We start from the raw sequence: 22,259 nt of genomic DNA, 5'->3' as shown, positions 1-22,259 counted from the left end.
GGTTCAGGCCTGGCGAAGGCGATGCCGGATTATCGGGGAAGCCGCCCGGCGCCTTGAACGCCGGGGATTCGCGCCTGAATTCTCGGCCCCGAGTTCAATCCTGAGCCAGAAGTCCGAAAAAGTCAGGCTATAATCTTAGGCTGTATTCCTCAATAGCTCAGTTGGTAGAGCGCCGGACTGTTAATCCGTAGGTCCCTGGTTCGAGCCCAGGTTGAGGAGCCAAATTTAAAGCCTGGACGTGCACAACGTCCAGGCTTTTTTCGTTGGCGGGGTTACCATTTGCAGGTGTTGTCCATGCGCCGCCGGCCCGTGCGCTCAGCACGCCCACCCGCCTCACCCACCCGCCATGCGCAAGTCACCCCACCCCCTGCCCTGGCTGGATGCGGACGAACCCTTTCCGCCGGTGGAAACGGCATGGGCTGAGGGTGATCCGGCTCCCGGCCTGCTGGCCGCCGGGCGGTCGTTGGACGTGGCAAGCTTGCGGCAAGCCTATGCGCTGGGCATCTTCCCGTGGTTCGGGGTCGGCCAGCCCATCCTGTGGTGGAGCCCCAACCCGCGCATGGTGCTGCGTACCCAGGACTTCAAGCTGCACCGCTCGCTGCGCAAAACCCTGATGCGTTTTATCAGTTCATCCGGTCATGAGATCCGTTTTGACACGGCTTTTCCGGAGGTGATCCACGCCTGCGCCAGCACGCCACGCGACGGCCAGCCGGGCACCTGGATCGTGCCGGACATGGTCAAGGCCTACACCGCCCTGCACCACGCCGGCTATGCCCACAGCGTGGAAACCTGGGTGAACGGCCAGCTCGTCGGCGGGCTGTATTGCGTCAACCTGGGTGCCATGGTGTTTGGCGAGTCGATGTTTGCCCACCAGACCGATGCGTCCAAGACAGCCCTGGCGGCGCTGGTGGCTTTCTGTCGGGCTCGAGGCCTGCCCATGATTGACTGTCAGCAGAACACGCGGCACCTGGCCTCGCTAGGGGCTGCAGAAATTCCCCGCGGGGAATTTGCCCGGCAGGTGGCCACCCTCGCGGCCCAGGCTTCACCCCGCTGGGAGTTCGACGTCCTATACTGGAAGCAGCTACTGACGGCCAGCCCACCGAACGACCAGACGACGTGACGCACCTCAAAGACCTGCCCCTTCAGACGCTGCAGTTTTACGCAACAGCGCCCTACCCCTGCAGCTACCTGCCGGGAAGGCAGGCCCGCTCGCAGGTCGCCACCCCCAGCCACCTGATTCACAACGCCGCCTACTCAGAGCTGGTGACCAAAGGCTTTCGCCGTAGCGGCATGTTCACTTACCGTCCTTATTGCGACGGCTGCCAGGCCTGTGTGCCCCTGCGCGTGCCGGTGGCTACTTTCAAGCCAGACCGCAGCCAGCGCCGCGCCCTCAAGCAGCACCAGGCGCTGCAGGTCCGTGTGCTCAAGCTGTGCTTCATGCCCGAACACTACCAGCTCTACCTGCGCTACCAGAACGGCCGCCACGCCGGCGGCGGCATGGACCATGACAGCATCGACCAGTACACGCAGTTTCTGCTGCAAAGCCGCGTCAACTCGCGCCTGGTGGAGTTTCGCGACACGCTGCCCAATGGCGAGGCCGGGGCGCTGAAAATGGTGTCCATCCTCGACGTGCTGGAAGACGGCGTGTCGGCGGTGTACACGTTTTACGAGCCCGACGTACACGCCAGTTACGGCACCTACAGCGTGCTCTGGCAAATTGAGCAGGCCCGGCAACTGGACTTGCCGCATGTGTACCTGGGCTACTGGATCGCCGAAAGCCCGAAGATGAGCTACAAGGCCCGGTTTCTGCCGAACCAGATCCTGGCCGACGGGCAATGGGTGGACTCCGCGACCCCGGCGCCAGCCAGCGCGACCTGAGTACCGCCCGTGAGACAGGTCAAGGCAACGCGGCGACCGGCAACGGTGCGCTGATTTCACCAGCTAAAATCTGGTGAAGGTCGCCCCCCCATGAAAAAGCAAGATTCCCTCGCCTCACCCGCCAAACCCACTGTTCAGGTCATTGAACGAATGTTCACCCTGCTGGAGATTCTGGCGGGCCGCGAGGAAGCCGTCTCGCTCAAGGAAATCAGCGAGAAATCCGGCCTGCACCCGTCGACAGCGCACCGCATCCTGAACGACCTGGCCACAGGCCGGTTTGTAGACCGGCCGGTGGCCGGTAGCTATCGGCTCGGCATGCGCCTGCTGGAACTGGGCAACCTGGTGAAGGCACGCCTGAGCGTGCGCGACGCGGCGCTCACGCCCATGCGTGAACTGCATCGGCTGATCCAGCAACCGGTCAACCTGAGCATGCGTCAGGGCGATGAAATCATTTACGTCGAACGCGCCTACAGCGAACGCTCGGGCATGCAGGTAGTGCGCGCCATCGGCGGACGCGCGCCGCTGCACCTGACGTCGGTCGGCAAACTGTTTCTGGCGTTTGATGATCCCCAGCGGCTGCGCACGTATGCCACCCGCACCGGCTTGCCCGGCCAGACCAAAAACAGCATCACCCAGCTGGCGGTTCTGGAGCGCGAGCTCTCCAAGGCACGCCAGTACGGCATTGCCCGCGACAACGAGGAACTGGAGCTGGGGGTGCGCTGCATGGCCGCCGGCATTTACGACGACCAGAGCAAGCTGGTGGCGGGACTGTCGATTTCTGCACCGGCCGACCGGCTGGATGAAAACTGGCTGCCCAAACTGCAGTCCACCGCGAGCGAGATCTCGGCGGCGCTGGGCTACAAGCCCAACAATTTCAAATAAAAACGGGCCCGGGCCCTTGCCCCTCGTGCGCTGGCAGCTACACTTTTAGTAGCATTCCCAGCGGACCGACCGGTTGTCCGGCCAGCGGGAAAACCGCGGCTCAGCCGTTATTGGGCTGGGCGGTGGCGCTTATTTTAGGTGCGTTGACCGGTTGGGACTCCACCCAACGGCGAACGCGCTCTGCGTCACCGAGGCGGCTCAATTTGCCGGCCGAATCAAGAAAAACCATGATCAGCTTGCGCCCTGCAATTTTGGTCTGCATGACGAGGCATTGGCCGGCTTCTGAGATGTAGCCGGTTTTTTGCAGGCCAATTTCCCACTCGGGATTTTTCACCAGACGGTTGGTGTTGTTGTACTGCAGGGTCTGGCGCCCGACGGCAACCTGGTAACCGGTCGAGGTGGACAACTCGCGCAGAACCGGGTCGGCATGGGCGGCGTTGACCAGCGTCGCCAGGTCCTGGGCGCTGGACTGGTTCTGGCTGGACAAACCAGTCGGCTCCACATAACGGGTGTCCTTCATGCCCAGCATTCTGGCTTTCGCGTTCATCAGGCCCACGAAGGTGGACAAGCCGCCCGGGTAAGTGCGGCCCAGCGCATGCGCGGCACGGTTCTCGCTGGACATCAGCGCCAGATGCAGCAGTTCGCCGCGGGTCAGGCTGGCGCCCACGCGCAGGCGGGAGCTGCTGCCCTTTTCGGTGTCGACGTCGTCCTGGGTGATGGTGATGGTTTCGTCCATCGGCAGATGCGCACCGCTGATGATCACGCCCGTCATCAACTTGGTGAGCGAAGCGATGGGAAGCACTGCATGGTCGTTTTTGCTGAACAGCACTTCCCGGGTGTCCTGATCGATCACCAGGGCCACGCTGGATTTCAGGTCAAGAGGGTCCTGTGCACTGTGCAGGCCCGCCAGCTGGCCATATGACAACCGGGGCGGCGAGGCCACGATCACCACGGACCTGCGCGGGGATTTGGAAACGAAACGGGTGCTTTTCCGGCTGGAAATCACCGTTTTCGACACCGTCTTGGCGGCGTGTGACTTTTTAACGATCTGGCGCTTCGCGGTGGCGGCGTCCGCAGCAGGCGAAATCAAGGCGGCCGAAAAGGTAAGAATTCCAACGACCTGTAAGGTCTGTTTGAAAATCGAATTCAGCGTGATGGACATTGATTCGTCTCCAGATGCGATTAATACGAAACCGCAGTGTATACAAATAGAAAAAGTCACGCAATATCAAAAGCTTGCGTGACTTTCCTAAACGCAACAGTGAAGACATGTTCCAAGTGGTTTTCGGGCGTGAAAAAAACCACAAAATTTTACTAAACTGTTGAATATAAAAGGTTTTTTAGAATATTTTCGAATCAACCCTGGGCTGCAACCCGGTCAGCTTTACTTTGTAACTTGCTCAGGGCACTCAGATAGGCCTTGGCAGAAGCGACCACGATGTCGGGATCCGCGCCGACACCGTTGACCACACGCCCACTGTTTTGCAGACGCACCGTGACTTCCCCCTGGCTCTCCGTGGATCCGCTGATTGCGTTTACGGAATAAAGCACCATCTCCGCCCCGCTTTTGACATGGGTTTCAATGGCTTTGAGGGAGGCATCCACCGGGCCATTGCCATCCGACTCGCCGCGGACTTCCCTGCCGTCAACGGTGAAAACCACCGTCGCCTGTGGCCGCTCGCCGGTTTCGCTGTGTTGGGACAACGAAACAAAGCCGTATTGCTCCTTCTCGTGGGTCACGCTTTCGTCGCTGACCAGCGCCAGGATGTCCTCGTCGAAAATCTCGCTCTTGCCGTCGGCCAGTTCCTTGAACCGGGCAAACGCGGCGTTGGTGTCGGCTTCACTTTCCATCTGGATGCCCAGGTCCTGCAGGCGCTGCTTGAAGGCATTGCGCCCGCTGAGTTTGCCCAGCACCATCTTGTTGGAACTCCAGCCCACGTCTTCGGCACGCATGATCTCGTAGGTCTCGCGCGCCTTCAGCATGCCGTCCTGATGGATGCCCGAGGCGTGGGCAAAGGCGTTGGCGCCGACCACGGCCTTGTTGGGCTGCACCACAAACCCGGTGGTCTGGCTGACCATGCGGCTGGCCGCCACGATATGCACCGGATCGATGTTCATCTCCAGGTTGAAATAGTCCTTGCGCGTGCGCACGGCCATGACAATTTCTTCGAGCGAGCAGTTGCCGGCGCGCTCGCCCAGGCCGTTGATCGTGCACTCGACCTGACGCGCGCCGCCGATCTTCACACCCGCCAGAGAATTGGCCACGGCCATGCCGAGGTCGTTGTGGCAATGCACCGACCAGATGGCCTTGTCACTGTTGGGGACGCGCTCGCGCAGTGTCTTGATGAAGTTGCCATAGAGCTCGGGGACGGCGTAGCCGACCGTGTCGGGCACGTTGATCGTGGTCGCACCCTCGGCAATCACGGCCTCGATGACGCGGCACAGGAAGTCGACATCGCTGCGGTAGCCGTCTTCCGGGCTGAACTCGACATCGGCCACCAGGTTGCGCGCAAAACGTACCGAGAGCCTGGCCTGCTCCAGCACCTGCTCCGGGCTCATGCGCAGCTTCTTCTCCATATGCAGGGCACTGGTCGCAATGAAGGTGTGGATGCGTGCGTTGTTGGCCCCCTTGAGGGCCTCGGCCGCGCGGGAAATGTCCCGGTCGTTGGCGCGCGAAAGCGAGCAGATGGTGGAATCCTTGATGGCATTGGCAATCGCCTGCACCGCCTCGAAGTCGCCGTTGGAGCTGGCGGCAAAGCCGGCCTCGATCACATCGACACGCAGGCGCTCGAGCTGGCGGGCAATGCGCAGCTTTTCATCGCGCGTCATCGAGGCACCGGGCGACTGCTCACCATCACGCAAGGTGGTGTCGAAAATGATCAATTTATCTGCCATGCTTGTTCTCCTGAGAGGTCGATCTGGTAATCAAAAAACGCAGCCCAAAACAAAACGGCCCGCTGCGTTTGCATACGGGCCGTTTGGAATCGCGCGCGTGCGCTATCGCCTGAGCCCGTGTCGGTCCAGTAGCGATAGTGCGAGCGAAATTCGTTTCATGGAATTCAATGTACCACAAATTGTGAGCCGGGCCCGGCCGGAGGAAATCGGACGCCGCCTACTTGTGCAGGCCGCGCTCATCGGGCTCGTCGGTCGAGGTCGAGATCACGCTGGTCTGCTGACCCTTGGCCTTGCGCCAGCCATACAGCACATAGCCGGACAGGCCGTAAATGACGAACAGGCCAAACATGACGGTGGGCGGGTCGATGTTGATCACGGCAATGCCCAGGGCAATCAGAACGATCACGGCAAACGGAACGCTGCGCTTGAGGCTGACGTCCTTGAAACTGTAAAACGGCACATTGGTAACCATGGTCAGGCCCGAGTACAGGGTCAGCGCAAACATGAGCCAGCGAACTTCCTCGCCGCGCACGCCGGCCTCGGTCATCAGCCAGATGAAGCCGGCGACCAGCGCCGCCGCCGCCGGTGAGGGCAGGCCCTGAAAGAAACGTTTGTCGACGACCGCCGTGTTGACATTGAACCGGGCCAGCCGCAGTGCTGCGCAGGCGCAGTAGACAAACGCCGCAATCCAGCCCCAGCGGCCCAGGCTCGTCAGCGCCCATACATAGGCAATCAGCGCCGGCGCCGCACCGAACGACACCATGTCGGCCAGTGAATCCATCTGCTCGCCAAAAGCGCTCTGGGTGTTGGTCATGCGCGCCACGCGACCATCCAGGCTGTCAAGCACCATGGCGGCAAATACCCCGATCGCCGCCTGGTCAAAGCGGCCGTTCATGGCCATCACGATGGCGTAAAAACCGCCGAACAGCCCGGCCAGCGTGAACAGATTGGGCAGGATGTAAATGCCCTTGCGCCGCTTGCGCGGAACAGCTTCCGCGGCCTCGATATCAGGGTCGTGGCCGTCATGCATGGAAGGTGCTCCGCGTTTCGGAAAAAGAGGTGCGCCCGGGGTACGGTGCAGAGAGTGATTCAGTCATGCCCAGAGGATACCAAACGGTCGGGCGCAACAATAAAAAAAGCCGCGCAGGTGGCCTGCGCGGCTTGACGCTGAACCTGACCGGGCCTGAAGAGGCCCGGTAGCTCCGTCAGTTGCGGGTCTGGTCGACCAGCTTGTTTTTGGCAATCCAGGGCATCATGGCGCGCAGTTTTTCGCCCACGATTTCGATCTGGTGCTCCGAATTGAGGCGGCGGCGGCTCAACAGGGTTGGCGCACCGGCCTGGTTTTCCAGCAGGAAGCTTTTGGCGTATTCGCCGGTCTGGATGTCCTTCAGGCACTTGCGCATGGCTTCTTTCGTGGCCGAGGTCACGATGTTCGGGCCGGTCACGTATTCACCGTATTCGGCGTTGTTGGAGATCGAGTAATTCATGTTGGCAATGCCGCCTTCATAAATCAGGTCAACGATCAGCTTGAGCTCGTGCAGGCACTCGAAGTAGGCCATTTCCGGCGCGTAGCCGGCTTCCACCAGCGTTTCAAAACCAGCCTTGATCAGCTCGACGGTGCCGCCGCACAAGACGGCCTGCTCGCCGAACAGGTCGGTCTCGGTTTCTTCGCGGAAGTTGGTTTCGATGATGCCGGCCTTGCCGCCGCCGTTGGCCATGGCGTAGCTCAGAGCCAGGTCACGGGCCTTGCCGCTCTTGTCCTGATGCACGGCCACCAGGTGCGGCACACCGCCACCCTGGGTGTAGGTGTTGCGCACGGTGTGACCGGGAGCCTTGGGCGCGACCATCCAGACATCGAGGTCGGCGCGCGGGATCACGGCACCGTAATGCACGTTGAAGCCGTGGGCAAACACGAGCGAGGCGCCCTGCTTGATGTTGGGAGCCACGTCGTTCTTGTAGACAGCGCCGATTTGCTCGTCGGGCAAGAGGATCATCACGACATCGGCCGCCTTGACGGCATCGGCCACTTCAGCGACCTTGAGGCCGGCTTTTTCGACCTTGGGCCAGGAAGCACCGCCCTTGCGCAAACCGACCACAACCTTGACGCCGCTGTCGTTCAAATTCTGGGCGTGGGCGTGACCCTGGCTGCCATAACCGATGATGGCGACGGTTTTGCCCTTGATCAGGCTCAGGTCGCAGTCTTTGTCGTAATAAACTTTCATTTTTCTCTCCGAAGAAATTATCTGCAGGTTCTGGCGAAAATGCCCATCGACAGGCTCAGGGCGAACGGTCAATACATATCGCCACTGTCAAAATCCGTTCGCGTTGAGCCTGTCGAAACGCGCGCACGGACCACTGAAAATCAGACTCTCAGAATCCTCTCGCCGCGGCCAATGCCGCTGGAGCCGGTACGCACGGTTTCCAGGATGGCGCTGCGGTCAATCGCCTCCAGAAAGGCGTCGTTTTTGGACTGGTCGCCGGTCAGCTCGATGGTGTAGCTCTTTTCGGTGACGTCGATGATCCGTCCGCGGAATATATCAGCCATGCGCTTCATTTCCTCGCGCTCCTTGCCGACGGCGCGGACCTTGACCATCATCAGTTCGCGTTCGGTGTAGGAGCCTTCGGTCAGGTCCACCACCTTGACGACCTCGATGAGCCGGTTCAGGTGCTTGGTGATCTGTTCGATCACGTCATCGGAACCGGTGGTCTGGATGGTCATGCGCGACAGGCTGGCGTCTTCGGTCGGCGCCACCGTCAGGCTTTCGATGTTGTAGCCGCGCGCCGAAAACAGGCCGACCACGCGGGAAAGAGCGCCCGGCTCGTTTTCCAGCAAAACTGCAATGATGTGTTTCATAGAAAGATTCCTCTTTTCGCTGCCCTCCCCCGCGCACGGTAATGCGCGGGCTCGGCAGGCAATAGATTCGTCAGGTGACGGTTGAAAAAATGGTGTGCGCCGCTTACAGGTCTTCAGACCCGAGCAGCATCTCGGTGATGCCTTTGCCGGCCTGCACCATCGGGAACACGTTCTCGGTGGGGTCGGTGCGGAAGTCCATGAACACCGTGCGGTCCTTGAGCTTGCGCGCCTCGCGCAGCGCGGGCTCAACGTCCTGCGGCTTTTCAATGAGCATGCCGACGTGACCATAGGCCTCGGCCAACTTGACGAAATTGGGCAGCGCGTCCATGTAGCTGCTGCTGTAGCGGCCCGCGTATTCCACTTCCTGCCACTGGCGCACCATGCCCAGGTAGCGATTGTTCAGCGAGACTATCTTGATCGGCGTGTTGTACTGCAGGCAGGTGGACAGCTCCTGGATGCACATCTGCACCGAGCCTTCCCCGGTGATGCAATACACCTCGCTGTCCGGCCTGGCCAGCTTGATGCCCATGGCGTAGGGAATGCCCACACCCATGGTGCCCAGGCCACCGGAATTGATCCAGCGGCGCGGCTCGTCGAACTTGTAATACTGCGCAGCCCACATCTGGTGCTGACCCACGTCGGACGTGATGTAGGTGTCGGCGTCCTTGGTCATGTTCCACAGGGTTTCAACCACGTACTGCGGCTTGATCACGTCGCCCTTGCCCAGGCTGTATTTCATGCAGTCGCGCTTGCGCCAGCCTTCAATGGTTTCCCACCAGCCGCCCAGCGCATTGCCATCGGGTTTGAGGCCGGACTCCTTGATCATCGCGATCAACTCGGTCAGTACGTCCTTGACGTCGCCAACGATGGGGATGTCCACCCTGACGCGTTTGGAGATGCTCGACGGGTCGATGTCGATGTGGATGATCTTGCGTTCGTTCTGCGCAAAGTGTTTCGGGTTGCCGATCACGCGGTCGTCAAAACGCGCACCGACGGCCAGCAGCACGTCGCAGTGCTGCATCGCGTTGTTGGCTTCGATGGTGCCGTGCATGCCCAGCATGCCGAGGAATTTTTTGTCGCTGGCCGGATAGGCGCCCAGGCCCATCAGGGTGTTGGTGCAGGGGTAACCGAGCATGTCCACCAGTGTGCGCAGCTCCTGCGAGGCATTGCTCAGCAACACGCCGCCGCCGGTGTAGATGTAGGGGCGTTTGGCCGTCATCAGCAACTGCAGCGCCTTGCGGATCTGCCCGCCGTGGCCCTTGCGCACCGGGTTGTAGGAACGCATTTCGACGGTTTGCGGGTAACCGGCGTAAGGCGTCTTGTTGAACGAGACGTCCTTGGGAATATCCACCACCACCGGACCGGGCCGGCCGCTGCGCGCAATGTGGAAGGCCTTTTTCAGCGTGTCGGCCATCTGCCGCACGTCCTTGACCAGGAAGTTGTGCTTGACAATGGGACGCGTGATGCCGACGGTGTCGCACTCCTGGAAGGCATCCAGGCCAATCGCGTGTGTGGGCACCTGACCGGTGATGATCACCATCGGGATGCTGTCCATGTAGGCCGTCGCAATGCCGGTGACGGCATTGGTCACGCCGGGGCCGGAAGTGACCAGCGCCACGCCCACTTCGCCGGTGGCGCGGGCATAACCGTCAGCCGCGTGGACAGCCGCCTGCTCATGGCGAACCAGCACGTGCTGGATCGTGTCCTGCTTGTAGAAAGCGTCGTAGATGTGCAGGACGGCGCCGCCGGGATAACCCCAGACATGCTTCACACCTTCAGCCTGCAGGGCCTTGATGAGGATTTCCGCGCCGCGGAGTTCTTGCGGAGTTGAAGAGGCAGCAGCTGCCGCTGATGCCGAAGCGAGTTCGGCTTTTGTGATTTCCATGATGAACCTTTGTGAATTTCTCTAACGAAATACCTTGGGTGCCTCTTCGCCCACTCTTGTGGAGTAGCGTCGAGACTTGAGGCCAAAACCATGGGCGGAAACATATCCCGCCGGGTCATGACCCGTTTGCTGTTTGAATTGCAACTCGCATTATCGCATCCGGCGGCGCGTGCCCGGCGGAGAATGGAAAAAATTCCGGCCGGAACCATGCTTGATGCGATAATTTTGCAGCTTCGGACGCTTCAACTCGCCCGGAAACACAACAACGACGACGCTGGGACAAATCGGGACGCATTCCCTTGGCAACTGAACAAGAACTCTCCGATTTCCTGAAAAACGTTGAAAAGCGCGCCTTCAAGCGCAGCGTCTACCATGTCCGCGACGACGAGGCGGCGCTCGACATCGTTCAGGACAGCATGATGAAGCTGGCCCAGCACTACGGCGACAAACCCGCGGCCGAATTGCCCATGCTGTTCCAGCGCATCCTGTCGAACACCACGCTGGATTGGTTCCGGCGCCGCAAGACGCGCAACGCCCTGTTTTCGAACATGAGCGACTTTGAGTCCGCCGGGGATGACGGCGATTTCGATCTGCTTGAAACTTTAGAGGCTTCAACCAACTCTGAGGGCACGGAAAGCGCCCAGGACGCGACCGAGCGGGCGCAAATCTTGCGGCAGATCGAGGTAGAGATCAAGGAACTGCCGGGTCGTCAACGAGAAGCCTTTCTGATGCGTTACTGGGAGGAAATGGATGTTGCTGAAACAGCTGCTGCCATGGGTTGCTCCGAGGGCAGTGTGAAAACGCATTGCTCGAGGGCCGTTCACGCACTCAGCAAGGCTTTGGCCGCCAAGGGAATAAAACTATGAACCATTCACTGCAAAAACGCACCGAAATCCTGCAGGACCGTTATGGCTTGAAAACCGCGTCCTACCTCTCCGCAGGTGCGGCGGACCTGCCGTACGACATTTCCGAGCGGCTGCGCGCCGCCCGTGCGCAGGCCGTGGCCGCCCGGAAGGTGTCCAGGGTACAGACCGCCGCCGTGACCGCCGCCAGCGGCACCGGGTCGGTGCTGAGCTGGGGTTCTGGCGAGAGATTCGGCCTGTGGTACCGGATCGGATCAGTCCTGCCCCTGATCGCCCTGGTTGTCGGACTGCTCGCGATCAACTCCCTGCAAACCGACAGCTTCGTCCAGGAACTGGCCGAGGTGGACTCCGCCTTGCTGACTGACGATCTGCCACCCGACGCCTTTTCCGACCCCGGATTTGTGCAGTTTCTCAAGGTCAGCCGCTAGGGGCCGGGTGCGCCCTTGCGCAGAAAGACGTTTACATCGATGCCTCTAAGCCTGTCCCGCCATCCTGCGCTTCTGCAACCCGCAGGTCTCACCCTGATTCATGCCCGGCAGTCCCGGATGTTGCCGGCATGGCTTGGGCTGCTCTGCCTGGTCTTCGGTGCCTTGGCGACGGGCGCCCGCGCCCAGACGCCCGCGCCCGTCGCAGCGCCAGCGCTACCCGCCAGAACCGTGGTTGCCCAGGCCACTTTTTCGAGCCCGCTCTGGACCGAGCTGAGTGCGGTGGAACGCGAGATCCTCCAGCCGCTGGCGCCCACCTGGAACAAGCTGAGCCAGACCCACAAGCGCAAATGGCTGCAAATGACCAAGAGTTATCCGGCGCTTTCCACCGAAGAACAGGTCAAGATGCAGGGGCGCATGAAGGAATGGGTGGCGCTCAGCCCGCAGCAGCGCGCCCAGGCGCGGCTGAATTTCGCAAAAACCAAAGAGCTGTCCAAAGAACTCACGGCTGAAGAAAAACAGGCCAAGTGGCAGGCTTACCAGGCGCTCAGCGAAGAAGAAAAGCGCAAGCTGGCCGCCAAGGCGCCTCCCAAGCCGGCCGGCGCGGCCCCTGCGGCCAGACCGGTGGCGGCCCAGAAACTGGCAACGGTGCCTTCGCGCGCCGACAAGCCAAAGGGCAAACCAGCGACTAAAATCACGGCGACGCCGCCCGTTGCCGTGCAACCGGACCTCCGGTCGGCCACCCTGCCGGCCGCCGCGCCCGGCGGCGTGTCACCGGCCAAGCCGTAGACCGCCAGGGCACAGCCGCTGTGCTGGCCCGGCACGATCCACCTGCGGATTTGGCCGCGCCGGCCCGGCCGTCTTTCACCGACCTGACCTGAACGCGATCAAATTGACAGACTCACCCGCCAACCGCCTTCCCACCCCCTCCCTGCGCCGGCGCATGGCCTGCTGGCTGTATGAGGGCATGCTGATGTTCGGCGTGGTGTTCATTGCCGACTACCTGTTCAGCACCCTGAGCCAGACGCGCAACGCCATGGACAACCGCAACGCCCAGCAGGCCTTCCTGTTTGTCGTGTTCGGCATTTACTTCGTCTGGTTCTGGGCCAAAGGCCAGACCCTGGCCATGAAGACCTGGAACATCCGCCTGACCGACCTGCAGGGGCAGGCCGTGAGCCAGAAACGTGCCTTTGTGCGTTACACCCTGAGCTGGCTCTGGTTTTTGCCGCCATTGGCCGTGAGCTGGCTGCTCGGGCTGGACGTCCGCCAGGCGCTCGTGCTGGCCGGCGGATGGATCGCCATCTGGGCGATCCTGTCGCGCTTTCACCCGGACCGGCAGTTCTGGCACGATGCACTGGCCGGCACCCGTCTGGTCTCCAGCCTCCCCGCCGGCGCGCCAGCCCGGGCCGCCTGACGCCTCGCGCTGCCTTTGCCATGCAAGAGCCGCATCCCACCGTCACAGAGCTGCGCGACAATCGGCCCATGCCTGAATCCGCTGCCACCGCATCTCCCCTCCCACTTCAGGACTCCCCGGCCGTCCCCCAGCCCGCCAATCCCCAGAAAGACCGCAAAGGCCTGAACCGCGTCTGGCACGCCTTCGGCTATTCGGTGGCGGGCCTGCGGGCCGGATGGCAGGAAACAGCCTTTCGCCAGGAAGCCATCGCCTCGCTGGTGCTGCTTCCCGCCGCCGTCTGGCTGGGCCGCAGCTGGGTTGAAACTGCCTTGCTGGCCGGCTCGGTCATCCTGGTGATGATCATCGAGCTGCTCAACACCGGCATAGAAACCGCGATCGACCGCATCGGCCCGGAGTGGCACGACCTGTCCAAACGCGCCAAGGACATGGGCAGTGCCGCCGTGCTGCTGAGCCTGCTGCTGTGCGCGGGTATCTGGGGAATGGCGCTGTTCCAGAGGTTTCTCGCATGACACCCGCTTTTTCCGTCTGCGTCTATTGCGGCTCGCGACCGGGCACGGACCCGGCATTTTCCGACACCGCGCGCCAGGTCGGCCAGTGGATAGGTGAGCATGGCGGCCAACTCGTCTATGGCGGCGGGCGCAATGGGCTGATGGGTGTTGTTGCCGACGCCACCCTGGCCGCAGGCGGCCGCGTGATCGGTGTGATCCCGAAGGCGCTGGTGGAGAAGGAATGGGCCCATACCGGCTGCACCGAACTGCACGTCGTGGACACCATGCACGAGCGCAAACGCATCATGGCCGAACACGCCGATGCCTTCCTGTCGCTGCCCGGCGGCATCGGCACGCTGGAAGAATTTTTTGAAGTCTGGACCTGGCGCCAGCTCGGTTACCACGCCAAACCGGTCGGCCTCCTCAACCTGAACGGTTATTACGACCACCTGCTGGCTTTTCTGGCCACCTCGGTCAGCAGCGGCTTCATGAACGACTGGCAGATGGACCTGATTCATGTCGCCGGCGAACCGGCGGCCCTGCTCGAGCAACTGGTGCAGGTCGCAGGCATGGCGCCCGAAGGCCTGCGGCTCGACCAGATCTAAAGCATTTGCCTAAGGCCTCACGGAGGCTATCTCTTTACCAGCCGGGGCCGCGGATCTGGCTTTGCCAGTCCGCAGGCGCAGCGGCCCTTTCGGGGGGCAGCGCATTACACGAAGTGAAAAGCGTGGGGGCGCATCAGACCGCGGCTTCGTCCTCTTCCCCGGTACGGATGCGCACCACACGCTCGACGCTGGTGATGAAAATCTTGCCGTCCCCGATCTTGCCGGTGCGTGCAGCGCGCACGATGGCGTCCACGCAGCGGTCCACATCCTCGGTTTTCACCACCACCTCGACCTTGACCTTGGGCAGGAAGTCGACCACGTACTCGGCGCCACGGTAGAGCTCGGTGTGGCCTTTCTGGCGGCCGAAACCCTTGACTTCGGTGACAGTCAGACCGGTCACGCCGCATTCGGCCAGGGCTTCACGGACTTCTTCGAGCTTGAAGGGTTTGAGAACGGCGGTAATTTGTTTCACTGAATATCTCCGTTGGTTTTAAATTGTCGAAGCCTGATAGACGGGCATCTCTTCATCAGCCGGGGCCGCGGGTCCGGCTCCGCCGGCCCGCAGGCGCAGCGGCCCCCTCGGGGGGGGCAGCGCAGTACGCGAAGCGACAAGCGTGGGGCCATATCTAGGCATGAAATTTGTTGGTGACAGGATAGCGCCAATCCTTGCCGAAGCTCCGGTGGGTAACCCGGATGCCTATGGGCGCCTGACGGCGCTTGTACTCATTGATCTTGATGAGCCGGGTCACGCGTTCGACGACGGCACGGTCAAAACCTTCCGCGACGATGGACTCTATGCTCTCGTCGTTTTCCATGTAGCGCTGCAGGATCGCGTCGAGCACTTCGTAGGGCGGCAGGCTGTCCTGGTCGGTCTGGTCGGCGCGCAGTTCGGCGCTGGGGGGGCGCGTGATGATGCGCTCCGGGATCGGGTTGCTGCCGGTGCCGTAGGGGTCGTTCTCGTTGCGCCACTGCGCCAGCCGGAACACCGTGGTTTTCAGCAAGTCCTTGATGACGGCAAAGCCGCCCGCCATGTCGCCGTACAACGTGCAGTAGCCGGTCGCCATTTCGCTCTTGTTGCCGGTCGTCAGCACAATGGCGCCGAACTTGTTGGAAAGCGCCATCAGGAACACGCCACGGATGCGCGCCTGGATGTTCTCCTCGGTGGTGTCTTCCGGCAGGCCCTTGAACTCACCCGCCAATGAGGCCTTGAAGGCCTCGAACTCGGGAATGATGGAAATCTCGTCGTACCGCACCTTCAAACGAGCCGCCATCTCGCGTGCGTCTATCCAGGAGATGTCGGCGGTATAAGGCGACGGCATCATCACCGTGCGCACCTTGTCGGCGCCCAGTGCATCGACCGCAACCGCCAGCACCAGCGCCGAATCGATGCCTCCCGACAGGCCGAGGATGGCACCGGGAAAGCCATTTTTGCCGAGGTAATCGCGCACCCCCAGTACCAGCGCGTCCCACAAATCCGCTTCGGCGCTGCGTTCGGGTACCACATTTGCTATCAATTCAATAGCTGACTGAGCACGCTGTGCCTGGGTTACAAACAGATTTTCCCTGAAACTGTCGGCCCGGCCGGCAAGTGTGCCGTCGGCCTGCAGCGCAAACGAATGCCCCTCAAACACAATCTCGTCCTGCCCGCCGACCAGATGCGCATAAACCATGGGCAGGCCGGTGGCCAGCACGCGCTCGCGCATCATGCGTTCGCGCTCGCCGCCCTTGCCGACATGGAAAGGCGAGGCGTTGATGACCGCCAGCAGCTCGGCGCCCGCCTCTTTGGCCAGCCGCGCGGGCTCCTCGAACCAGGCGTCCTCGCAGATTAGCAGGCCGATGCGGACCGCGTCGCCGCCCTCGCCGGCCTCGAACACGCAGACACCCTGGCCCGGCGTGAAATAGCGGCGCTCGTCGAACACCTGGTAGTTGGGCAGCTCGCGCTTGGCGTAGGTGGCAATCACGGCGCCCTCACGCAGCACCCGGGCCGCGTTGTGGCGCTGCTGTACCTCGACGCTGCGGGTGCGCAGGCCGCGGCCACTGTCCCCGTGGGTCGGCGTGCCCACCACCACCGTCAAGCCCTTTAACCCGGCCAGCTCCCGGGCCACCAGATTCACGGCATCATCACAGGCTGCGATGAAAGAGCGGCGCAGAAACAGGTCTTCGGCGGCGTAGCCGCAGATCGCCATCTCGGGTGTCAGCATGAGGCGCACACCGTCGGCATAGGCAGCGCGTGCCGCATCAATGATTTTTTTCGCGTTGCCCGGCATGTCGCCAACGCAGTAGTTCAATTGGGCAACGCAGATGTTGAGAGTCATGAAAAAAGAAAAAACGGTTGGTGCTGTGGCTGAAAACGATTATGTCATCCGCGTGCTGGATTCGCCGCTGCAGATCCCGGCCGCCGACTGGAACGCCCTGCTCGCGGCGCAGCCGGGTGACGCCAGCCTGAACCCCTTCATGCGCCATGAATACCTCGCGGCCATGCTGGAAAGCGGCAGTGCCACCCCGCAAACCGGCTGGACCGCGCGTTTTGTGATGCTGTCGCTGGGTGCGCAACTGGTCGGCGCCTGCGCGCTGTACCTGAAAGACCATTCCTACGGCGAGTACGTGTTCGACCACGCCTGGGCCAATGCCTACCATCAGCACGGCCTGCCCTACTACCCCAAGGCCCTGGTGGCGCCGCCCTTCACGCCGGTGCCCGGCCCGCGACTGCTGGCGCGCGATGACAAATCGCGCGCCTTGCTGGTGAAAGCACTGGTGGCCTGGTGCGGCGAAGAGAAACTGTCCTCACTGCACCTGCTATTTGCCACGGACGAGGACGTAGCCGCCTGCGAGGAAGCCGGGCTGATGCTGCGGCACAACGTGCAATTCCACTGGACCAATAGAGCCCCCACGCGTGTCACCACGTGTCCTGCGCTACCGCCCGAGGGGGCGCTGCGCCTGCGGACCGGCGAAGCCGGATCCGCGGCCCCGGCTGGTGAAGAAGAGAAAGGCCGTCCTTTTCGCGACTTCGACGACTTCCTGATGTCGCTGAGCCAGGAAAAGCGCAAAAAAATCCGTCAGGAACGACGCAAGGTGCTGGAAGCCGGCGTGCGCTTTCGCTGGTCGCTGGGCAAAGACATCAGCGCTGCTGACTGGGACTTTTTTTACCGCTGCTATGAGCGCACTTACTACGAACACGGCAATGCGCCCTACCTGAGCCGCGACTTCTTCCAGCGTATGCAGGACACCATGCCGGAGAACTGGCTGCTGTTTGTGGCGGAGCGCGATGGCGCGCCAATTGCTACAAGTTTGATAGCTGTCAGCGCAGGTGGAGCAAGGGCTGAAGGCCAATTTGACTCTATTCCATCGACCCGGGTTGCCTACGGCCGCTACTGGGGTGCGCTGGAGCGCGTCGACTGCCTGCACTTCGAGGCTTGTTATTACCAGCCACTGCAATGGTGCATCATCCACGGCTACCAGCGCTTCGAGGGTGGCGCCCAGGGCGAGCACAAGATGGCGCGCGCCCTGCTGCCGGTCAAGACCACCAGCGCCCACTGGCTGGCGCACCCGGCGTTTGCCGACGCGGTGGAGCGTTTCCTGGAGCGCGAGGGTGAGGGCATGGCCGGTTACATGGAAGAACTGGAGCGGCGCAACCCGTTCCGGCAGGCCGGGCCCGGCGGCCCTGGCTCCCCGTGACGCTACAGTATTGATAGCTGTCTGCGCTTTCCCCCCTTCGGCCAGAGGCCAATTTGGCGTATAGACCCAGTTGATTTAAGCTCCTTCTTCCGCCTTGTTGCCCCCCCCTCTGGCCCAGCCTGTTTCACGCCCTTTTCGACAACCCTTTTTCATGCTCGACGCCCCCGCCGCCGCACTCGGCCCCGCGACGCTTGCCGACCCGCCCACCGTGCTGGGCCGCGCCCATGCGCGGCGCCTGCGCGAGATCTACCGCTCTGCCGGCTGGCCCTGCCAGGACCCGATGGAAATCGAGTTGCTGGCCGCTGGCCTGCTGCAGCGTGTCGGCGGCCCGTCAGGCCACGAAACCCTGCGTCTCACCGACGCCGGCGTGGCCTGCCTCGCCGCCGCGCTGGTGCGCAACCGCGCGGCCCTGTCGGCGCACGAGGCACTGGTCGAACGCGTGGCCTGCGAGATGGTGCGCGCGGGCCGCATCACCTGGCGGGCCTTGAGCCTGCGCGCGCAGCTGCCGCCACTGGCCGACGGCGCCGCCGCACGCTGGTGTCTGGTGCGGCCGGACGTGTTTTCCATCCGCAACACCTCGGTGGAAGCCTACGTCGAGCCCGTCGTCCACGAGATCAAGGTACGGCGCTCCGATTTGCTGGGTGACCTGCGCCGACCCGAAAAACGCGGCGCCTACCTCGACCTGGGCGGCGAGTGCTGGTATGTGCTGGGCTGCGACGCCAAAGGCCGGCCCATTGCCGCCGCCGAAGAAATCCCGCCGGAATGCGGCGTGATGCAGCTCGAAGGCCAGCGGCTGGTGGTGGCCCGCGCCGCGCCGCGGCGTGCCCGCCAGCAGCTGCCTTTCGGTGTATGGGTCGCGCTGGCCAAGGCGACCCCCGTGGCCGGTCTGCGCGATGACGAACAGGGTCTGCTGGGCGATGTCGACAGCAGCCAACAGGAGAAAGAAGCATCATGAACAAGCAAGCCGGCACCGGCCATTACCAGGTCAATCTCGTCGAGTGCCCCAGCCTCAGCCCCGACGAACGCGCAGCGGCGGAACTGCGTTTTCGCATGTCGCTTGAGTTTTCCCTGGGCGGCCCCGACCAGGTGCTGCCTTCCCTGCAGACCTACATGCTGGTGCAATCGATCAACGAGGATTTGCCGCTGGACGGAAAGGCGTCCGAAGCCGAGGAGCAGGTCATCGCGCTGTGGGAGAACGCCGAAGCCGACGCCATCCTCGCCGCATTTCGCCCCTTGGGCCGCGACATGGGTGAGGCCCGCTTCGAAATCATTCCGCTCTGAGCCCGCAGCGGCCCGTCAGCGCACCAGCAACAGCCCCAGACTGGCCAGCGCAGCCATACCGGCCAGCCCCACCGCGGCAGCCAGCCACGCCATGCGGCGGCGCTGCGTCTCGATGCGCAAAATCAGCTGCGTGTTCTGCTCGGCCAGCGCCTTGATCAGCTCCGACGAAGCGAGCATCTGTTCCTGCAGTTCTTTTGTTGCCGTTTCCAGCTCACTGATATGCGCGGTCAGGGCGGTGATGGCACGGACCTCGGGCGACACCGCCGCCTCGGTGGCGTCGGAAACCTGCGCGCTGGCGGAAGGTTTCCTGCCCACCGCGTTCCACAGTTTTTTCGCGCCGGCAGCGACCTTGGGTGCATTGCTCACCACCTCGGCCCAGGGCACGCTCTGCAAAACCGTCAACCAGCCTATCGCCATACAGCCACCTTTCGGGAATCAATCACACTGAGCGCCTGCACCCGCAAGCCGCAAGCCGCAAGCCGCAGGAAGCGGCAGCGTGCGGACACAGATGCTCACCCTACCATGACGGCAACGCCCCCAGAGGCAACTCTGTGAACAGGGCCCAACGGCGAGCCGCCATGCCGGCCGGTGAATCCGGTGCTGCGGGCAAGCTGGCGTCACTTCGCAGTGACCGCACAGCTGGCAAGGGAAAACCCCTTGACTGACCTGTCGTTGCAATGACAACCGGCGCTGCGCATGGTGACTATAGTGAAAGCAGGCCGCCGCAGCGCAGGCGGGCCAGCCACTGCCCCTACCCTCAGGAGACCTCCATGCCCGCTTTTGACAGTGTGACCATCCACAAGGACGACCAGGAACCCCGCATTGCCCGCCTGCGGCTGAACCGCCCGGACAAACTCAACGCCATCAGCAGCACCATGCCGTCCGACATTCAACAGGCGGTGCGCTGGGCCGAAGCCGACGACGAAGTGCACGTCATCATCGTGGAGGGCGAAGGCCGCGCCTTCTGCGCCGGCTACGACCTGAACGAATACGCAGAAGGGCAGGACCCGGCCAACATCGTGGACGACCACCCGTGCCGACAGGAGAAAACCCCCTGGGACCCGATGGTGGACTATGCGCTGATGAAGCGCAACACCGACGAGTTCATGGCCCTCTGGCGCTGCTCCAAGCCGACGATTGCCAAGGTCCACGGTTACGCGGTGGCCGGCGGCAGCGATATCGCGCTGTGCTGCGACCTGCTGGTGATGGCCGACGACGCCCGCATCGGCTACATGCCCACCCGCGTCTGGGGTTGCCCCACCACAGCGATGTGGACCTACCGCATCGGCGCCATCCGGGCCAAACAGCTGATGTTCACCGGCGACACCATCGACGGAGCCAAGGCGGCCGAATGGGGACTGGCCAACCTGTCCGTGCCCGCAGCCGAGCTTGACGCCGCCACCCAGGCGCTGGCGCGCCGTATCGCCGGCGTGCCCAAATCGCACCTGGCCATGCACAAGCTGGTGGTCAACCAGGTGTGGCTGTCGATGGGCCTGGAGCAAACCCAGATGTTTGCCACGGTGTTTGACGGCATCACCCGGCACAACCCGGAAGGCATGTGGTTCCGGCGCCAGGCCCAGGTGGAAGGCTTCAAAAACGCGGTCGAATGGCGCGACAGTGGCCGGCCCATACCCGAAGGCGACGAAGCCCGTGCCCTGGTGCGCGAACTGGAAGCCAGACTGGCGCAGGCGCGGGCAAAGCTTTAGGCCAGCGCCCTCCAGCCCTCACGCCCCCTTTGAGACCGAGCCACATGCCTGATGATCCCCCACTGAGCCGGGTGCTGGAGCAAACCCCGTGGTACATCACCCTGGAAGAAAAGCAGCAGCAACTCGTACAACGCTCCTCCTCGGAAAAGCTGGTGCCGGCAGGCGGCTTTATCGTGCGTGCCGGCGATCATTCGATTCACTGGATGGGCGTGATCAGGGGCCTGGTCCAGATGTCCGTGATGGGCTCCGACGGCCGGGAAACCACACTCGGCTGCGTCGATGAAATGCAGTGGTGCGGAGAGGGCTCGCTGCTCAAGCGGGAGCGCCGCCGCTACGATGCCATCGCCTTGCGCCCTTCCCGCATTGCGCTGGTTCCGATTGATACCTTCCTCCATTTGCGCGACGTCAGCCTGCCCTTCAACCACTATTTGCAGGATCTCATGAACGCAAGAATGAGCTCCTTCATCGCCACGCTGGAAGCAGACCGCCTGCTCGGACCAGAACAGCGCGTTGCGAAATGCGTGGCCACGCTGTGCAGTCACATGCAGGGCCATGCAGGCGGTGCACTGGACATCACCCAGCACGACCTGGCACTTATCTGCGGCCTGTCCAGACAGCGCACCAACGCCTGCCTGCAGGTATTGGTGCAACTCGGACATATTCGCGTGGAGTTCAAAAACATCCAGGTCGTCAGGCTTGCGGAACTGACCGCCTACGGCAACGCTGTCTGACAAAGGCGCACCCCTGATTGAACTGAATCGGTGGACGGCGACCTTCATGCGCGGTGCGGGTATCGTGCTCAACACAAGCGCCGGTGAGTCTGGCGCAAGCACACCCCAGCTGAAGCCCCTGTGAATAAAGCACACTTGCAGGCCGGTCAAAAGGCTCCCAGACCGGGACAAAACCGGACAAGCCTCCTACACTGAGGTGTCACCGATGATTCAAGCCATGTTCCCGCGAAAGCGACAGCGCCACTACCCAGTCAAGGAGCCATGATCAATTTCACACCGCAACAATGGCAGATGCTGGTGGAGGCTGGCGCCCAGGAACCCCAGCCTCTTCACCTTGCCGACCTGAGCCTGCCTTTTGTGTACGACAGGTCGATAGGCGTGTTTCACTGTGCAGCAGGCCGCCATCGTCTGGCGATGTCACTGCTGCTGGCCTTCAGGCACAGCTGCGACAGCGGCATCGAGGTCGGCGAAAAGCTCGGACTGGAATTTCCGGACGACACGGCCGACCGGTGGCTGGAAGAAACGACCGGCGCGGCGTTTCGCAGTTCCGTAGGCCGCAAGGTGCAAGCCGGCAGGCGGGCCAGCCTGACCCTCATTGAAAAACGCTGGCTGGGCGAGGTGGAATACCTGTTCGAAGACTGACGGCGGCAGACGGCACGACTGTCCAGGTGCGCCTC

General features: G+C 62.6%; 25 protein-coding genes and 1 tRNA gene. 17 read left to right on the top strand and 9 right to left on the bottom strand.

From position 1 onward, the window contains the following. Nucleotides 1-146 precede the first annotated feature (146 nt). From PSV33_RS09015 to PSV33_RS09000, 4 genes are all read left to right on the top strand, one after another. Nucleotides 147-222 (top strand) — tRNA-Asn (locus tag PSV33_RS09015). 124 nt (nucleotides 223-346) lie between these two features. Then, entirely contained in the window at nucleotides 347-1,120 is a 774-nt protein-coding gene (gene aat / locus PSV33_RS09010; RefSeq protein WP_300560764.1) for a leucyl/phenylalanyl-tRNA--protein transferase, read from the top strand. Further along, complete coding sequence (locus PSV33_RS09005; RefSeq protein ID WP_300560762.1) at nucleotides 1,117-1,878, top strand: arginyltransferase; 762 nt, start codon at nucleotides 1,117-1,119, stop codon at nucleotides 1,876-1,878. Before aat ends, PSV33_RS09005 begins: the two co-directional genes overlap by 4 nt. Before the next feature lie 90 nt (nucleotides 1,879-1,968). Continuing rightward, nucleotides 1,969-2,760: an IclR family transcriptional regulator gene (locus PSV33_RS09000; RefSeq protein WP_300560760.1), complete on the top strand. Its 792-nt coding sequence runs from the start codon at nucleotides 1,969-1,971 to the stop codon at nucleotides 2,758-2,760. Nucleotides 2,761-2,860: 100 nt separating this feature from the next. Here the strand turns inward: PSV33_RS09000 and pbpG are convergent, their stop codons facing one another. From pbpG to PSV33_RS08970, 6 genes are all read right to left on the bottom strand, one after another. Continuing rightward, nucleotides 2,861-3,922, bottom strand: coding sequence for a D-alanyl-D-alanine endopeptidase (gene pbpG / locus PSV33_RS08995; protein WP_300560759.1), 1,062 nt, complete (start codon nucleotides 3,920-3,922; stop codon nucleotides 2,861-2,863). Nucleotides 3,923-4,116: 194 nt separating this feature from the next. Continuing rightward, on the bottom strand, nucleotides 4,117-5,655 hold the full coding sequence (locus PSV33_RS08990; protein WP_300560757.1) for a 2-isopropylmalate synthase: 1,539 nt from the start codon (nucleotides 5,653-5,655) through the stop codon (nucleotides 4,117-4,119). Nucleotides 5,656-5,872: 217 nt separating this feature from the next. After that, a complete protein-coding gene (pssA, locus tag PSV33_RS08985; RefSeq protein WP_300560756.1) occupies nucleotides 5,873-6,685 on the bottom strand; it encodes a CDP-diacylglycerol--serine O-phosphatidyltransferase in 813 nt (270 codons plus the stop codon). A 175-nt stretch (nucleotides 6,686-6,860) separates the two neighbouring features. Then, the gene (ilvC, locus tag PSV33_RS08980) at nucleotides 6,861-7,877 is read right to left on the bottom strand and encodes a ketol-acid reductoisomerase (protein ID WP_300520291.1); all 1,017 of its coding nucleotides are present in this window, start codon (nucleotides 7,875-7,877) and stop codon (nucleotides 6,861-6,863) included. 140 nt (nucleotides 7,878-8,017) lie between these two features. Further along, nucleotides 8,018-8,509 carry an acetolactate synthase small subunit gene (gene ilvN, locus PSV33_RS08975; RefSeq protein WP_096665291.1) on the bottom strand — a complete coding sequence of 164 codons (492 nt, stop codon included), beginning with the start codon at nucleotides 8,507-8,509 and terminating at the stop codon, nucleotides 8,018-8,020. 103 nt (nucleotides 8,510-8,612) lie between these two features. Then, complete coding sequence (locus PSV33_RS08970) at nucleotides 8,613-10,394, bottom strand: acetolactate synthase 3 catalytic subunit (RefSeq protein WP_300560754.1); 1,782 nt, start codon at nucleotides 10,392-10,394, stop codon at nucleotides 8,613-8,615. Nucleotides 10,395-10,511: 117 nt separating this feature from the next. Here PSV33_RS08970 and PSV33_RS08965 point away from each other — a divergent pair, with 117 nt between their 5' ends. The 7 genes from PSV33_RS08965 to PSV33_RS08935 all read left to right on the top strand — a co-directional run bounded on the left by PSV33_RS08965 (nucleotide 10,512) and on the right by PSV33_RS08935 (nucleotide 14,189). Beyond that, nucleotides 10,512-10,727: a hypothetical protein gene (locus PSV33_RS08965; RefSeq protein ID WP_300560752.1), complete on the top strand. Its 216-nt coding sequence runs from the start codon at nucleotides 10,512-10,514 to the stop codon at nucleotides 10,725-10,727. After that, the gene (locus PSV33_RS08960) at nucleotides 10,694-11,260 is read left to right on the top strand and encodes an RNA polymerase sigma factor (protein WP_300560751.1); all 567 of its coding nucleotides are present in this window, start codon (nucleotides 10,694-10,696) and stop codon (nucleotides 11,258-11,260) included. The genes PSV33_RS08965 and PSV33_RS08960 overlap by 34 nt, the downstream gene beginning before the upstream one ends. Beyond that, a complete protein-coding gene (locus PSV33_RS08955; RefSeq protein WP_300560749.1) occupies nucleotides 11,257-11,685 on the top strand; it encodes a DUF3619 family protein in 429 nt (142 codons plus the stop codon). The genes PSV33_RS08960 and PSV33_RS08955 overlap by 4 nt, the downstream gene beginning before the upstream one ends. Nucleotides 11,686-11,802: 117 nt before the next feature. Further along, the gene (locus PSV33_RS08950) at nucleotides 11,803-12,471 is read left to right on the top strand and encodes a DUF3106 domain-containing protein (RefSeq protein ID WP_300560747.1); all 669 of its coding nucleotides are present in this window, start codon (nucleotides 11,803-11,805) and stop codon (nucleotides 12,469-12,471) included. 103 nt (nucleotides 12,472-12,574) lie between these two features. After that, nucleotides 12,575-13,096 (top strand): RDD family protein, encoded by a 522-nt coding sequence (locus PSV33_RS08945; RefSeq protein WP_300560745.1) that lies wholly within the window; start codon nucleotides 12,575-12,577, stop codon nucleotides 13,094-13,096. 68 nt (nucleotides 13,097-13,164) lie between these two features. Continuing rightward, nucleotides 13,165-13,605: a diacylglycerol kinase gene (locus tag PSV33_RS08940; protein WP_300560743.1), complete on the top strand. Its 441-nt coding sequence runs from the start codon at nucleotides 13,165-13,167 to the stop codon at nucleotides 13,603-13,605. Continuing rightward, nucleotides 13,602-14,189, top strand: coding sequence for a TIGR00730 family Rossman fold protein (locus tag PSV33_RS08935; RefSeq protein ID WP_300560741.1), 588 nt, complete (start codon nucleotides 13,602-13,604; stop codon nucleotides 14,187-14,189). The genes PSV33_RS08940 and PSV33_RS08935 overlap by 4 nt, the downstream gene beginning before the upstream one ends. Nucleotides 14,190-14,322: 133 nt before the next feature. Here the strand turns inward: PSV33_RS08935 and PSV33_RS08930 are convergent, their stop codons facing one another. Then, nucleotides 14,323-14,661, bottom strand: a complete 339-nt coding sequence (locus tag PSV33_RS08930; protein WP_096665314.1) for a P-II family nitrogen regulator — start codon at nucleotides 14,659-14,661, stop codon at nucleotides 14,323-14,325. A 154-nt stretch (nucleotides 14,662-14,815) separates the two neighbouring features. Further along, the gene (locus PSV33_RS08925) at nucleotides 14,816-16,504 is read right to left on the bottom strand and encodes an NAD+ synthase (protein ID WP_300560739.1); all 1,689 of its coding nucleotides are present in this window, start codon (nucleotides 16,502-16,504) and stop codon (nucleotides 14,816-14,818) included. Between PSV33_RS08925 and PSV33_RS08920 the strand changes: the two genes are divergently transcribed. The 3 genes from PSV33_RS08920 (at nucleotide 16,503) to PSV33_RS08910 (ending at nucleotide 19,145) form a co-directional block, all read left to right on the top strand. After that, nucleotides 16,503-17,864 (top strand): GNAT family N-acetyltransferase, encoded by a 1,362-nt coding sequence (locus tag PSV33_RS08920; RefSeq protein ID WP_300560737.1) that lies wholly within the window; start codon nucleotides 16,503-16,505, stop codon nucleotides 17,862-17,864. The genes PSV33_RS08925 and PSV33_RS08920 overlap by 2 nt on opposite strands. A gap of 151 nt (nucleotides 17,865-18,015) precedes the next feature. Continuing rightward, complete coding sequence (locus tag PSV33_RS08915; protein ID WP_300560736.1) at nucleotides 18,016-18,819, top strand: hypothetical protein; 804 nt, start codon at nucleotides 18,016-18,018, stop codon at nucleotides 18,817-18,819. Then, nucleotides 18,816-19,145, top strand: a complete 330-nt coding sequence (locus PSV33_RS08910) for a hypothetical protein (protein WP_300560735.1) — start codon at nucleotides 18,816-18,818, stop codon at nucleotides 19,143-19,145. Before PSV33_RS08915 ends, PSV33_RS08910 begins: the two co-directional genes overlap by 4 nt. A 15-nt stretch (nucleotides 19,146-19,160) precedes the next feature. Here the strand turns inward: PSV33_RS08910 and PSV33_RS08905 are convergent, their stop codons facing one another. Next, nucleotides 19,161-19,562: a hypothetical protein gene (locus PSV33_RS08905; protein ID WP_300560733.1), complete on the bottom strand. Its 402-nt coding sequence runs from the start codon at nucleotides 19,560-19,562 to the stop codon at nucleotides 19,161-19,163. 353 nt (nucleotides 19,563-19,915) lie between these two features. Between PSV33_RS08905 and PSV33_RS08900 the strand changes: the two genes are divergently transcribed. From PSV33_RS08900 to PSV33_RS08890, 3 genes are all read left to right on the top strand, one after another. Further along, nucleotides 19,916-20,851, top strand: coding sequence for a crotonase/enoyl-CoA hydratase family protein (locus tag PSV33_RS08900; RefSeq protein WP_300560731.1), 936 nt, complete (start codon nucleotides 19,916-19,918; stop codon nucleotides 20,849-20,851). Nucleotides 20,852-20,895: 44 nt separating this feature from the next. Continuing rightward, nucleotides 20,896-21,582, top strand: a complete 687-nt coding sequence (locus tag PSV33_RS08895; RefSeq protein ID WP_300560729.1) for a Crp/Fnr family transcriptional regulator — start codon at nucleotides 20,896-20,898, stop codon at nucleotides 21,580-21,582. 261 nt (nucleotides 21,583-21,843) lie between these two features. Then, a complete protein-coding gene (locus PSV33_RS08890; protein ID WP_300560728.1) occupies nucleotides 21,844-22,224 on the top strand; it encodes a hypothetical protein in 381 nt (126 codons plus the stop codon). Nucleotides 22,225-22,259: the final 35 nt, after the last annotated feature.

The organism is Polaromonas sp., from assembly GCF_029945895.1.
In the GTDB taxonomy this organism is placed as follows: domain Bacteria; phylum Pseudomonadota; class Gammaproteobacteria; order Burkholderiales; family Burkholderiaceae_C; genus Polaromonas.
The sequence above is the reverse complement of the archived record's forward strand: the minus strand, read 5'-3'. Positions and strand labels throughout refer to the sequence as shown.

Bases quoted from the DNA above. Each gene is read 5' to 3' on its own strand.
- aat (WP_300560764.1), top strand. From the start codon at position 347: ATGCGCAAGTCACCCCACCCCCTGCCCTGGCTGGATGCGGACGAACCC.
- PSV33_RS09000 (WP_300560760.1), top strand. From the start codon at position 1,969: ATGAAAAAGCAAGATTCCCTCGCCTCACCCGCCAAACCCACTGTTCAG.
- pbpG (WP_300560759.1), bottom strand. From the start codon at position 3,922: ATGTCCATCACGCTGAATTCGATTTTCAAACAGACCTTACAGGTCGTT.
- PSV33_RS08990 (WP_300560757.1), bottom strand. From the start codon at position 5,655: ATGGCAGATAAATTGATCATTTTCGACACCACCTTGCGTGATGGTGAG.
- pssA (WP_300560756.1), bottom strand. From the start codon at position 6,685: ATGCATGACGGCCACGACCCTGATATCGAGGCCGCGGAAGCTGTTCCG.
- ilvC (WP_300520291.1), bottom strand. From the start codon at position 7,877: ATGAAAGTTTATTACGACAAAGACTGCGACCTGAGCCTGATCAAGGGC.
- ilvN (WP_096665291.1), bottom strand. From the start codon at position 8,509: ATGAAACACATCATTGCAGTTTTGCTGGAAAACGAGCCGGGCGCTCTT.
- PSV33_RS08970 (WP_300560754.1), bottom strand. From the start codon at position 10,394: ATGGAAATCACAAAAGCCGAACTCGCTTCGGCATCAGCGGCAGCTGCT.
- PSV33_RS08965 (WP_300560752.1), top strand. From the start codon at position 10,512: ATGACCCGTTTGCTGTTTGAATTGCAACTCGCATTATCGCATCCGGCG.
- PSV33_RS08955 (WP_300560749.1), top strand. From the start codon at position 11,257: ATGAACCATTCACTGCAAAAACGCACCGAAATCCTGCAGGACCGTTAT.
- PSV33_RS08950 (WP_300560747.1), top strand. From the start codon at position 11,803: ATGTTGCCGGCATGGCTTGGGCTGCTCTGCCTGGTCTTCGGTGCCTTG.
- PSV33_RS08940 (WP_300560743.1), top strand. From the start codon at position 13,165: ATGCCTGAATCCGCTGCCACCGCATCTCCCCTCCCACTTCAGGACTCC.
- PSV33_RS08935 (WP_300560741.1), top strand. From the start codon at position 13,602: ATGACACCCGCTTTTTCCGTCTGCGTCTATTGCGGCTCGCGACCGGGC.
- PSV33_RS08920 (WP_300560737.1), top strand. From the start codon at position 16,503: ATGAAAAAAGAAAAAACGGTTGGTGCTGTGGCTGAAAACGATTATGTC.
- PSV33_RS08925 (WP_300560739.1), bottom strand. From the start codon at position 16,504: ATGACTCTCAACATCTGCGTTGCCCAATTGAACTACTGCGTTGGCGAC.
- PSV33_RS08915 (WP_300560736.1), top strand. From the start codon at position 18,016: ATGCTCGACGCCCCCGCCGCCGCACTCGGCCCCGCGACGCTTGCCGAC.
- PSV33_RS08910 (WP_300560735.1), top strand. From the start codon at position 18,816: ATGAACAAGCAAGCCGGCACCGGCCATTACCAGGTCAATCTCGTCGAG.
- PSV33_RS08905 (WP_300560733.1), bottom strand. From the start codon at position 19,562: ATGGCGATAGGCTGGTTGACGGTTTTGCAGAGCGTGCCCTGGGCCGAG.
- PSV33_RS08900 (WP_300560731.1), top strand. From the start codon at position 19,916: ATGCCCGCTTTTGACAGTGTGACCATCCACAAGGACGACCAGGAACCC.
- PSV33_RS08895 (WP_300560729.1), top strand. From the start codon at position 20,896: ATGCCTGATGATCCCCCACTGAGCCGGGTGCTGGAGCAAACCCCGTGG.
- PSV33_RS08890 (WP_300560728.1), top strand. From the start codon at position 21,844: ATGATCAATTTCACACCGCAACAATGGCAGATGCTGGTGGAGGCTGGC.